Origin of the sequence: Paenibacillus sp. S25 (genome assembly GCF_019454085.1) — a bacterium.
GTDB lineage: Bacteria > Bacillota > Bacilli > Paenibacillales > Paenibacillaceae > Paenibacillus > Paenibacillus polymyxa_B.
This window is the reverse complement of sequence record NZ_CP073683.1, coordinates 1,945,530-1,958,175: the sequence shown is the minus strand read 5'-3', so window position 1 is coordinate 1,958,175 and position 12,646 is coordinate 1,945,530. Positions and strand designations below refer to the sequence as shown.

At 46.3% G+C, this 12,646-nt stretch carries 12 protein-coding genes; 5 read left to right on the top strand and 7 right to left on the bottom strand.

What is annotated here, in order from left to right; all coding sequences use genetic code 11:
* The first annotated feature begins 3 nt into the window (after positions 1-3).
* The 5 genes from KAI37_RS26315 (at position 4) to KAI37_RS08550 (ending at position 4,691) form a co-directional block, all read left to right on the top strand.
* On the top strand, positions 4-192 hold the full coding sequence (locus tag KAI37_RS26315) for a hypothetical protein (protein WP_025715827.1): 189 nt from the start codon (positions 4-6) through the stop codon (positions 190-192).
* A gap of 199 nt (positions 193-391) precedes the next feature.
* Positions 392-2,188, top strand: a complete 1,797-nt coding sequence (pepF, locus tag KAI37_RS08565; protein ID WP_025722300.1) for an oligoendopeptidase F — start codon at positions 392-394, stop codon at positions 2,186-2,188.
* 56 nt (positions 2,189-2,244) lie between these two features.
* Positions 2,245-2,667, top strand: coding sequence for a LapA family protein (locus tag KAI37_RS08560; RefSeq protein ID WP_049827665.1), 423 nt, complete (start codon positions 2,245-2,247; stop codon positions 2,665-2,667).
* A 13-nt stretch (positions 2,668-2,680) separates the two neighbouring features.
* Positions 2,681-3,718, top strand: a complete 1,038-nt coding sequence (locus KAI37_RS08555; RefSeq protein ID WP_025722302.1) for a M42 family metallopeptidase — start codon at positions 2,681-2,683, stop codon at positions 3,716-3,718.
* 73 nt (positions 3,719-3,791) lie between these two features.
* A complete protein-coding gene (locus KAI37_RS08550; RefSeq protein ID WP_220031068.1) occupies positions 3,792-4,691 on the top strand; it encodes a LysR substrate-binding domain-containing protein in 900 nt (299 codons plus the stop codon).
* Positions 4,692-4,710: 19 nt separating this feature from the next.
* Here the strand turns inward: KAI37_RS08550 and KAI37_RS08545 are convergent, their stop codons facing one another.
* The 7 genes from KAI37_RS08545 to KAI37_RS08515 form a co-directional block, all read right to left on the bottom strand.
* On the bottom strand, positions 4,711-5,700 hold the full coding sequence (locus KAI37_RS08545; protein ID WP_071640241.1) for an aldo/keto reductase family protein: 990 nt from the start codon (positions 5,698-5,700) through the stop codon (positions 4,711-4,713).
* A gap of 151 nt (positions 5,701-5,851) precedes the next feature.
* A complete protein-coding gene (locus tag KAI37_RS08540; protein ID WP_025722305.1) occupies positions 5,852-7,801 on the bottom strand; it encodes an ABC-F family ATP-binding cassette domain-containing protein in 1,950 nt (649 codons plus the stop codon).
* A gap of 121 nt (positions 7,802-7,922) precedes the next feature.
* Positions 7,923-8,501 (bottom strand): TetR/AcrR family transcriptional regulator, encoded by a 579-nt coding sequence (locus KAI37_RS08535; RefSeq protein WP_076292561.1) that lies wholly within the window; start codon positions 8,499-8,501, stop codon positions 7,923-7,925.
* An 82-nt stretch (positions 8,502-8,583) separates the two neighbouring features.
* A complete protein-coding gene (locus KAI37_RS08530) occupies positions 8,584-9,390 on the bottom strand; it encodes a DUF92 domain-containing protein (protein WP_220031067.1) in 807 nt (268 codons plus the stop codon).
* Between the two features lie 214 nt (positions 9,391-9,604).
* Positions 9,605-10,228, bottom strand: a complete 624-nt coding sequence (locus KAI37_RS08525) for a fumarylacetoacetate hydrolase family protein (RefSeq protein ID WP_220031066.1) — start codon at positions 10,226-10,228, stop codon at positions 9,605-9,607.
* A 39-nt stretch (positions 10,229-10,267) separates the two neighbouring features.
* Positions 10,268-11,038 (bottom strand): glycerophosphodiester phosphodiesterase, encoded by a 771-nt coding sequence (locus KAI37_RS08520; protein ID WP_220031065.1) that lies wholly within the window; start codon positions 11,036-11,038, stop codon positions 10,268-10,270.
* Between the two features lie 82 nt (positions 11,039-11,120).
* A complete protein-coding gene (locus KAI37_RS08515; RefSeq protein ID WP_220031064.1) occupies positions 11,121-12,599 on the bottom strand; it encodes a CapA family protein in 1,479 nt (492 codons plus the stop codon).
* Positions 12,600-12,646 lie beyond the last annotated feature (47 nt).

Here is a 12,646-nt window from a genome sequence, read left to right as displayed (position 1 = left end):
TTCATGGTGTCCAACAGCTATCTCATCTTCATTATTCTGGCCTTCACGCTGGGCGGAGTGCTGATCATGAAGCGTGATACGATACCGACTCCTCTCAAAAAGTGGATGGCCCTCACTGCTGTAATCATGGTTTGCCTTGCCTTTTATCTTATTGTATACAGCTTATTAAATATAGGTTCCAACCCACAGTAAGGAAAATTATACTTTCGGGCGTAAGAGGTCATACTATGGCATAACAAGCCATGGTATAAGGAGGATCTGCCGTTACATGCATCCTGTAAAACCTCTTGCCCTGCTGCTTACGGTAAGCGTGGCGGTTTCTTCGTTTTGGCATCCGTCCCTTACTGCCGCAGCCCTACCCCACATTACGTTCGATCAGAGGAGGCTCTCCATGAGTGAAATTGTAAAACGCGCTGATGCGCCAGTGGAAAATACATGGAAACTGGAAGATTTGTTTCCCAACCGCAAAGCATGGGATCAAGAATACGAAGAAGTCAAACAACTAGCCAAAAAGGCTGAACAATTTCAAGGCAAGCTCAATTCCGCAGAGTCGATTGGCAGCTGCTTTAAATTGGAAGATGAATTATCGCTTAAAACCGAGCGTGTATATGTGTACGCACATCTGCATCATGATGAGGATACAGCTGAACCTACATACCAGGGTCTTTCGCAAAAAGCCAAAAAATTAGGCGTTGAGGTTAGCGAGTCTCTTTCTTTTGTGACGCCTGAAATTTTGGCACTGCCGGATCATCAGCTTGATGCCTTCATTGAAGATCCAAAGCTTGCAGATTATCGGTTTACACTTCAAGAAATGAAGCGGGAAAAAGCACATATTTTGGGGAAGACAGAAGAAGCGCTGCTCGCTCAGGTTGGCAATCTGGCTCAAGCCCCACAAACGATTTTTGGCATGCTCAACAACGCTGATCTGAAGTTTCCAAAAATTAAGGATGAGAACGGCAAAGAGGTTGAGCTGACTCATGGCAGCTACATTCAATTCCTCGAAAGTCCGCACCGCGAAGTACGCGAACGTGCTTTTAAAGCGGTATATGACACATATGCCAAAAATAAAAATACAATTGCTTCTACACTAAGTGCCAATGTAAACAAGAATATTTTTTATTCTCGTGTTCGCAAATACCCTTCTGTACTGGAAATGTCACTGTACGGTGACAATATTCCGAAGGAAGTGTATACGAATCTCATTGACACCATTCATGAAAGCTTACCCCTGCTCCATCGTTACATCAAGCTGCGTAAAAAGTTGTTAGGTGTGGATGAGCTCCATATGTATGATTTGTTCGCTCCGCTTGTGGACGAATACAAGATGGACATTACGTATGAAGACGCCAAAACGCAAACAAAAGAAGGCCTTAAGCCACTGGGCGAGGACTATCTCGCTTCGCTGCAAAAAGGCTATGATGAGCGCTGGATCGATGTATACGAAAACGAAAACAAACGTACTGGTGCATACAGTTGGGGAGCTTATGGTACCCACCCATATGTGCTGCTGAACCATAAAGATAACCTGAACAGCATGTTCACACTAGCTCATGAAATGGGGCATGCGTTGCATTCGTACTATTCAGACAACGCATTGAAGTATAGAGATGCACAGTACACCATTTTCCTAGCTGAAGTGGCATCCACAACCAATGAAGCGTTGCTAATGGACTACCTGCTGAACAAATCAACCGATCCGAAAGAGAAAATGTACCTTCTCACCTACTATGCAGATCAATTCCGCACAACGGTATTCCGTCAAACCATGTTTGCGGAATTTGAGAAAATTGTACATGAACGCGCTGAACAGGGGGAATCCCTTACACCGCAGCTTTTATCGGAAATTTACTATGATCTGAATGTGAAATATCACGGGCCTGGCATGAAGGTAGACAAAGACATTGAAATGGAATGGGCACGGATCCCTCATTTTTATAACAGTTTTTATGTCTACAAATATGCTACTGGCTTCTCGGCAGCAACTAGTTTCTCGAAACAGATTCTGGAAGAAGGCCAACCCGCCGTTGACCGTTACTTGGGCTTCTTAAAGAGCGGTGGCAGTGATTATTCAATTAATATTTTGAAAAAAGCTGGCGTTGACATGTCCTCTCCGCAGCCGATCCGCGAAGCGATGAGCGTATTCGAAGAAGTCATTACAGAAATGGAAAAGCTAACTGAAGGAAAGTAAAACCGTGCGCACTTAAAATCCAGCATTGAAATGATGCACGGATAAATCCCTTGTCCATGGCGGGCAAGGGATTTTATAATGTAACGGGAGGAGGTGGCATTTTGAAAACACAATGGTCTTTGATCGCAGCTCTTGTTATTGCTCTGTTAACAGCTGTATTTGCTGTTATTAATGTGAATTCGGTTCAAGTGAACCTTCTATTCAGTATGGTTAGTATTCCTTTGATTCTGCTTATTCTTGGTTGCACTCTTCTAGGTGGACTTATTGTCGGTTCTTTCGGTATTTTCCGCCAATATAGGCTTCAGAGAGAGATTAAACGTCTGACTACTCAGCTTCATACATTACAAGAAGAGCACACATCCACGGTGGAAGCAAACGCGGATGTGACCTATGACAAGACTGGTTCTTCCAGCACAGGGTCTACTTTCGACCAAGATATAGAGCAACCGTCCTCTAACCCTGATCGGTTGTCCAAATGAGGAGGAGCAACAAATGACGATTCAATTAAATGAAGATTATATGATGAACTTTTTAAATCAGCTACTGAACACGCCCAGTCCCAGTGGGTACACACACCATGTGATGGAGTTGATTCGTAAGGAAGCTGAGAGCCTTGGGGTACCCATCGAATGGAATGCAAAAGGCGGTGCCATCTTGACTCTGGAAGGTCAGGAAACGGACCGTACGGTGGCGCTGAGCGCACATGTGGATACATTGGGCGCGATGGTGCGTTCGATTACAGCACAAGGCACCCTACGTCTGACATCCGTAGGCGGTTTCATGATGAACAGCATTGAGAACGAATACTGCCTTATTCATACCCGAAGCGGACAAACGTATACGGGCACTATTCTGTCCAGCCATCCATCCGTGCACGTCTATGATGATGCACGAAGCTTTGAGCGCAAGGAGAGCCATATGGAGGTTCGGATTGACGAGCTTGTTGAGTCAAAAGAAGACGTGCTTCAGCTCGGTATTGCGGTGGGCGATTTTATCTCGTTCGATGCGCGCCCATTCGTAACACCGAGTGGATTTATCAAGTCACGGCATCTGGATGATAAAGCTAGTGTAGCTGCACTTTTTGGTCTACTGGAATCTGCTGTACATGGAAACTGGAAGCCTCGACATACCGTTAAATTGCTCATTTCCAACTACGAGGAAGTGGGGCACGGAGCGGCTTACATACCTGAAGGAATCAGTGAGATGATAGCTGTCGACATGGGCTGTATGGGTGAAGATCTGAGCTGCAAGGAAACGGATGTTTCTATCTGTGCCAAAGATTCCTCAGGGCCTTACGACTATAATATGACGACCCGTCTGATTGAGCTGGCCAAAGAGCTAAATATTCCGTATGCGGTAGATATTTATCCGCACTACGGTTCGGACGCTTCGGCTGCACTAAGAGCGGGTAATAACATCCGGGCTGCGTTGATCGGCCCTGGCGTACACGCCTCCCATGCAATGGAGCGCACCCACAAGCAGGCCGTGGTGAACACTGCACGTTTGCTTGCAGCTTATGTGACAGTTTAATTCGAACGATAAAAACCGACCTGTTCCACTGGAGAATAGGTCGGGGAAGGCTTAGTGAAAGGAAATCACAGCTATGGATCTGAAAAAACTACGTTACTTTATCGCAGTAGCGGAAGAACTGCATTTTAACCGTGCTGCGAAAAAACTGAATATCACCCAACCTCCCTTGAGCCAACAAATTCAAAGCCTTGAAGAAGAGCTTGGTGTGAAGCTTTTGGAACGAACCAAAAGACAAGTTCGACTTACGTCAGCAGGATCGATATTTTTAGAAGAATCCAGAAATATGGTTGCTCAATTGGAAAGATCTATTAAGATCACACAGCTTGCAAGTCAGGGGAAGTTCGGACATTTATCCATCGCTTTTGTAGATTCAGCCTCTGGCAGTCTGATGGTTAATGCCTTGAAGAAATTCCGAGAGCGCTTCCCAGATGTGAAGCTTACGTTATTTGAAATGACATCTGTCCAACAACTGAAAGCCATACACGATGGCAAAGTTCATGTGGGCTTCCTGCGCAGTGCAGATCCATCTATACATATCACTTCTCGTCTTTACACCAACGAATCGCTCATGGCCGTTCTTCCTCAAACACATCCGTTAGCCCACCATTCAACCTTGTCTTTACGTTCTTTAGCGGACGATTCTTTTATCCTGTCTCCGCCTCATATGGGAGCTTCTTTTCATAATCTCATACTTGACTTTTGCGGACAACACGGATTTCAGCCTCAAATCGTACAGGAAGCCGTTCAAATGTATACGATCGTTAACTTGGTAGCGGCTGGTATAGGTATCTCCATTGTCCCCTCTTCCGTTTCTGTCTTTCAACGCAGTGATGTCGTATTTCGTTCCTTTCAAGAAGAGTCTCCGTCCATACCACTTTATGCTGCATGGAAAACAGGTGCTCATGAAACTGTTCTGACTCATTTTCTGGAAGTGGTTGAAGAAACAGCTTGTAACGAAGAGTTAGACATGTAAATCTCCTTGATCGTATATCTTAACCTGTTTTTCTCGGATCACGTTCAACAATACCATTTAAAATGCTATCCAATTGTCTCATGACCTGTCCATCTAGACGGACACCCGCAGCTTTTACGTTCTCTTTAACCTGCTCGGGCTTGGAAGCACCGATAATAGCTGAGGTCACTTGCGGGTTTTGTAAAACCCATGCGACTGCAAGCTGGGGCAGCGTCAGTCCGCATTCTTCTGCAATCGGCTGAATTTTCTTTACTGCCAAAAGGACTTCTTTACGTAACCATTGTCCAGCCAAACGTTCGAAAAATGGTGACCCTGCTGTCGTAGAAGCTCGTGAACCCTCGGGTAACGGCTTGTCTGCTGCATATTTACCAGAAAGAATACCTTGTGCCAGAGGTGACCAAACCACCTGCCCAATCCCTTCCTGCTCACAAGCGGGAATCACTTCAGCTTCAATGACACGCCATAGCATGGAATATTGGGGCTGACTTGCCACGAAAGGGACCTTTAATTCCCTAGCCAGAGCAGCTCCTTGCTTTATCTGCTCGGCTGTCCACTCGCTTACTCCTACATACAAAACCTTCCCTTGCCGCACCAAGTCGGATAAGGCCAAAAAAGTTTCTTCAAGCGATACGGTTGGATCAAAACGGTGTGCATAATATACATCAATATAATCCGTTTGTAGGCGTCGAAGAGAAGCATGGCAGGCCTCCATGATATGTTTACGAGACAGCCCTTTATCATTCTGTCCGGTACCTGTGGGATGAAAAACCTTAGTACATAGTTCAATACTTTCACGGCGTATTCCCTTTAAAGAATGACCTAAAACCGTTTCCGCCATAGTATCCGAATACACATCAGCGGTGTCAAACGTGGTAATCCCTGAGTCTAGTGCAGCCTTCACGCAGGCTTGCGCTATGGTATCATCCACTTGAGCACCGTGGGTGATCCAGTTTCCCAATGCAATCTCACTTACCATCAAACCACTTTTTCCAAGTTTACGATATTCCATTTTCAATTCCTCCCCTCCATATGCAGTCCATTATACCCACTGTAATTTAATATTAGAAATATATAATTCACTCGCTTTTAATATGAAAAACATATTAATAATTCGATAAAAAAACAAGCCCCCACTCTGAATGGTGACTTGCTTTGTGTTTTTAAGATTTACTTTGTTCAATCTGCTCGGCTAGCTCATTCAGATAAGTCCAGCGTTCCATTTGGTGCTCCAGATGCTGTTCGGCCTTTGCTTGCTCAGCCATGAGCTCCTGTAGTCGTGCTGAATCACTGAAAGACTCTTCCATCTGCCGCTGAATGTCGGCCAACTTCTGTTCAGCTTGTTCAATCAGCTCATCAATTTGCTCATATTCCCGCTGTTCCTTGAAGGTGAATTTAAGCTTGGTTTTACTTGTCTCCTTGACTGAATCGGAAGGCCCCGCAGACTTAGGCGCGGAAGAGCGATTCGAGGAAGCCGTACTCGTCGAGACAGACGTGTTCACAGAAGATTGAGCATTTTTACTGATCCATTCTGCATACTCGCTATAGTCGCCTACATGTACACGTACCTGTCCATCCCCTTCAAACGCCAGTATTTTGTCCACTGTCCGATCCAGGAAATAGCGATCATGAGAAACAATAAACACCACGCCCGGGAATTCATCCAGATAGTCTTCCAAAACGGAAAGGGTTTGAATATCCAGATCATTTGTTGGTTCATCCAGCAATAGCACATTCGGTGCCGACATCAGAACACGAAGCAGATACAAGCGCCGTTTCTCGCCCCCGGACAGCCTGGAAATAACCGTCCATTGCGCGCTTGGTGCAAACAGGAAACGCTCCAGCATTTGTGCAGCTGTAATCGTCGAACCGTCTGCTGTACGAATCACTTCGGCTTCTTCCTTAATATACTCAATAACACGCAGTGATTCGTTCATTTCCTGATGTTCCTGAGTAAAATAGCCTATCTTCACGGTCGGCCCCAGCACAACGCTGCCGGAATCGGGTTCTACACGCTGTGCAATCATTTGGAGCAGGGTGGATTTCCCACTACCGTTAGGACCTAGGATACCAACACGATCACCAGGAACCGCAATGTAGCTCAAATCCTGTATCAGCTTACGGGAATCTACCGATTTGGACAGATGCTCGATCTCCAATATTTTTTTACCCAGACGTGTGGAGGCGACAGACATATCTACAGATCCAGAACGAGCCTCCGGTTGCTGATCCCTAAGCTGCTCATATCGGTCAATACGCGCTTTCTGCTTGGTGGAACGAGCCTTTGCTCCACGACGAATCCAGGCCAGCTCATTTCGCAGCAGGTTCTTCCTTTTTTGTTCCGTAGACGCTTCCCGCTCCTCGCGTTCTGCCTTCAGCTCCAGAAAACGGGTATAGTTAGCCTCATAACGGAAAAGGCGGCCATGATCCAGCTCCAGCATGACATTTGCAACTCTATCCAGAAAATAGCGATCATGCGTGATCATTAACAACGCACCACGTCTTTTTTGCAAATACTGCTCCAACCATTCAACGGACTCATTATCAATATGGTTTGTAGGCTCGTCCAGAATGAGCAACTCGCAGGGTTGGATCAAAGCCGCCGCCAAAGCCACCCGCTTACGCTGCCCGCCGGATAGAACGCCCATACGAGACTCAAACTGGGTGATCCCCAGTCGGGTAAGTATATTTTTGGCCTCACTCTCCAGCTGCCATGCCTGGAACGTATCCATTTGCTGACTCGCTCGCAATAGACGGTTTTGAAGCTCCTCGCTACCCGGATTTAACTCCAGCAACTCCATGATTTCCGTATATTCACGCACCGCTTTCATCTCAGGCTGGTTGCCATGAAAAATATGCTGGAGTACCTTCATTTCGGGATCAAACTCTGGATTTTGTGCTAGATACTGAATTCGCACATCGTTGTTCACTGCAATATTGCCATCATCTGGCGGCTCTAAACCGGAAATTACCCGTAAAAAAGTTGATTTGCCGGTACCATTTACACCGACGACCCCTATTTTGTCACGTTCATCCATACCAAAGGAAGCATCCTCAAACAACATTTTCTCGCCATAGCTTTTCGTTATATGTTCAACGGTCATAATATTCATACGGATTCCCTACTCTTCCCCAATTTTGTGATGCATCCTGTTTATTTTAACACAGACACAGCCAATGATTAAAAAAACCGTTACCTGAACGAAGTCAGTACGGTTTTTTAGCAACAAGATGTCAGGATTTTTGTACCCCCGCTTTACAGCCATGCATAAATAAGTTCGCCGCTAATTCAGCCGTCTGATCCACGTCACATTCACGGAAATCTTTATTCAATAAAATATCCATTTTTAGGCGTTCCAACATACCAATGAATGCCTTCGCATGAAACTCGGACTGCTGTACCCCCTCTGACGCCAGTTTATTTTTGACCAAATCAGTATAGTCCTGAATAAATCCCCACATAAACTCCATTAAATCGGGGTCACTGTTGGGGGTCATAAAAAATAATTTAGTATGCTGCTTGCGCTTGAAATAGTAGTGCAGATGCAAATTTGCCATCCGCAGCAGTCCTTCTCCCAAAGTACGATTGATTAATGCGCCTTGCATTTCGGCTAGGTATTGCTCGCAATCTCTACGTGTGACTGCTGTAAATAGCTGCTCTTTGCTTTTAAAGTACAAGTATACTGTACCTTTGGCAACTCCCGCTTGTTCTGCAATCTCGGAAATTTTGCTTTCATAAAAGCCTTTGGTGCCAAAGACGGTGTAAGCGGCGTCCAAAATAGCTTCATATTTATCTCCGTGTATATCGCCCATCTTAGCACCTCCTTATACAAGGATTAAAACACCGTCAATTCTTATAACAATTTTTTCCTTGTAATGATCTCCAGCCCTGTGTTCAAAGTATAAAAAAAATACCTGCAACAGCGACCAATCCTCCGAAAATAGAACTAATGCTATTCACCCGATCATTGCTCATCCAACGCCAGCCTCGTACATAGACCGTCGTTTGTCCACAATGTGAGTCTACTTCTACTTCCCGTCCGCAAATCGTGCAGGAACGCATCATTTGCACCGTAGCACCTAGATAGGAATCAGCAAAGGCCCCTGCGCTACCAGATATACCTCCAACCAGTGCCCACAGCCATAACGGCAAGCTCGGCGTTCCTATGGCGTGTCCAAAGCCCCATGCACCTATGCCGATCAGTACACCCCCAGCCAAGGCCGCAGCCGTTCCCAATACAGATACTCCTCCTGAGGTTCCGGGTACCAGCACCTTCCCGTTAAGCACCGAACGGGGTGGCCTACGACTCAGGCTGCCAAATTCCGTTGCCCACGTATCGGATGTTACCGTAGCCATGACACCGACAAAAGCCAGCTGCCACGTAACATGAGGCCATATCGCATAGCCCAGGCATAACAGCATACCTAATCCCCCATTGGCCCATACTTGGCCTGCATCCCGGTTTCCGGTTTTGGCATACGATTTTTCCAGCTCAACCTTGCGCTCCTTTTTGAACCTCGACAGGAGGGTCGACGTGATAAAGAACAAGAGCAATGTGCCGAACCAGAACAGGTTACCCGCCCCATAATATACGGTTCCCATCAGTACAGCCGCGGCAAAGCCAGATAAGGTTAAGGATTTTTTATAAAATGCAGCTCCCGCCACCACAGCAGCACAAAGCAATCCGATGATCCAGTCCATGTTATACCCCCGCTTTTGAAATGAATCTCCGTTTTTCTTTTTTCGTTCTGTATATTATTGTACAATGCTCTACGCTTATATAAAAGCCGTGTCCCATGCTTTGGCACAGGACACGGCCTTCACAATGCTTATCTACGGAAATCGCTCTTTACTTCCCAACTACCAAGAACATTCCCTTTTTTTAATCCTCATCCATGAACTGTCATTCCCAAGTTTATGTAATGGTGAAGCTCCCCTGACGATCACTCCCCCAGAAAAGCTCAAAGCGATCCCCGCTTGCTGTAGGCCCTACTCCTGCTGGAGTACCTGTAAAAATAATATCTCCTTCACCCAGCCCATAATGAGTCGCTATATATTCGACGATGTGCTGGATAGAAAAAATCATATCCTTTACATGTCCACGCTGGACTTCCTGTCCATTTTTGAACAAGGAAAAATCCTGCTGCTCCAGCATGTCCAATTTTTCTAAAGGCAGGAATGGTGTCACGGGAGCAGACGATTTAAAGCCTTTGGCGGCGGTCCATGGATGGCCTTTTTTCTTGAGAACACTTTGTACATCACGCAGGGTAAAATCAATACCGATTGCAAATGCGTTCAGACACGTATCTGCAGACATGCCTGGTTCGTATTTACGTCCTACAGCCACGACCAGCTCAGTCTCAAAATGAATATCTCCCTGCCCCTGAGGAAGCTCCAGTGTGGCACCATCCAGCGGCACAACCGCATGAGACGGCTTCAAAAAAATCATCGGTTCTGCGGGAACCTCATTACCCAGCTCCTCCGCATGCAGCTTATAATTGCGCCCAACACAGTAAACATTACGAATTTCCACGTTCATTACGATCCGTCACCCTTCCCGCGTATGTAGTCCAATTGATTAACGAATAAGTTTACGTATATAGTGCCACATCCGGTGCTTGGAAAGCAAAAAAACCTGCTCCCAGCGATCCGGCCAATTAGTGCAAATCATCAATTCAGGATGCAATGAGGACAATTTCCGCATTATACGGCGGTCATCCACCGTCCACGCCATGACAGTAATACCGCGGCCAGTGAGATCTTTCATCAGGTATCGATCCAAACACGGATAGCCCATGGATAAAAAAGTACATTGTAGCTGCTCCAGTTGCTTTGCCAAATCATCTGGACGCGCGTCGATAATCAATCCGGTACGAGTCTCAGGAGAAAGCTCCTTAGCCCGGCGTAATGCGGCACGCTCAAAAGAGGTTAATACCACCTCTCCCTCCATCCCTCTCATCACAATTTCACGGAGTACGGCTTTCTCCAGTCCCGGATACATATCTCCCGCTGTTTTAAGCTCAATATTGAGTGATACGCGGCCACGACATAAATCCAGTACCTGTGCAAGGGAAGGGATCATTTCTCCACGGTATTCTGCACTTTTCCAGCTACCAGCATCAAGTTGTTGCAATGCTTTCCAGTCTGAATCCTTTACTCTCCCTGTACCAGTCGTCGTTCGCTCCAGCGTAAAATCATGAATTACCACCGGAACACCGTCCTTTGACAGCTGTACATCCAGCTCAACCCAGTGTACAAACGGCTGCTCCAACGCAAGCTTAAAGGCTGCCATCGTGTTCTCGGGAGCAATCCCCGAAAAACCGCGGTGAGCCACGCACAAATGATTCATCTTGTTATGACCTCCATCCACAAAGGAGTCCCTCATACGACCATTCCGTCAATTTCCATTTAAAAAATTTCTTTTCGAACTTCTATTGAGCGCTTACTGTACCATCCGTCCCTATCGAGACATTTCCCGGTGACTGTGTCGCCACTCTCTGCAAAATTTTGCTGGCCTCCGTATCCTTCAATGGGATCGGTTGCCCCAGCTCCGCCCGGTAAGGGGTCAGCTTCATTTCGCAAGCCCCTTTTCGGGTACAGATTGCCTGAAAAATTGCCGTATCCCAAGTGGCTGGCACCGTTGATTTAGAAAAAATAAAATTACCTGTGCTGTATGCGATCCATTTACCTTTATATTGCTCCATCCCTTGAAGCACATGTGGATGACCGCCAATGACAAGATCAGCTCCAGCATCAATAAAAGCATGCGATAACTCGGTCTGATGGGGCTCAAGTGCAGTAGCGCGCTCCTTCCCCCAATGGGCAATGACAATCACCAGATCGGCCTGCATTCGTGCCTCACGGATGGACTTTACGATAGCGGACGAATCATAGGCTCCTGCTACTCCGGGCAGTTTGGCGCCCGCATTCCAGTTGGCTTCAGGCATGACACGTGTAGTCCCTAATAACGCAATTTTGATCCCTTTACGTTCAAAATAATGCGGCGCATACGCTTCTTTTGCATTACGTCCGGCTCCAGCATGGGCAATACCTTTTTCATCCAGATATTTCAGTGTATCCAGTAATCCGCCTGTGCCCTGATCCAAAATGTGATTGTTGGCCAAATTGACAGCATCTATCCCTGCCGCAGCCAACGCAGTTAACGCCTTGGGCGAAGATTTATACACATACGTTTTATTTAACGCACCCACACCATTCGTTGTCACGGGCGTTTCCAGATTGGCAATCGTCAGATCGTCTTTATGAAACAAGTTTCCGAGATATTGATACGGAAAATCAAACCCATTCTGTTCCAATCGCTGCTCAACTTTACCGGAAAATTGCACATCCCCTACAAAGTGAAGCGTGACTGTCGGAGAATCTGCATCGTCTGTTTTGGATTTTTTTACATCCTCCGTTCCTCCCTTATCGGCGGATGGATTACCGTCGTATACATCCTTGGACGTATCGTTCCCTGCCTGCCCGTCTTTCCCCGAGGATAATTTTGCTCCTGAAGAGCTGCCTTCGGGAGCATTTGTGTCAGACGTTGCCGCGGGAAGATGGCTTGTGTCTGAAGCAGCAGATTGCTTCGTTTCATTGTCAGCGAATTGCTTATCTGCATGAGGGCCTTCGTCCAGCTGTTTATTTGACAAAGCTGTAACACTTTCACTGACCGAGGGAGTAGGTAGCTCTTCACTAGCAGATCCCGTTTGGATTTTCTTCTCCGTTTGCGAATACCTGGCATTTTCCGCAAGAGAGCCACTGTTGTCGTGTTCAAATATGTAATAATAACCGAAAAGACCTACGATCATAAGCAGCAGGACCAGATTCGTAATGATCCAAACCTTGCCTATTTTTGGTTTTCTTGCTTTCTTGCGACCTTCATTTCTCTGTGATCTGGGAGGGTACATTCTTCACTCCTTCTATGCTATTGCATATGCATAACTTCTTTATTAGC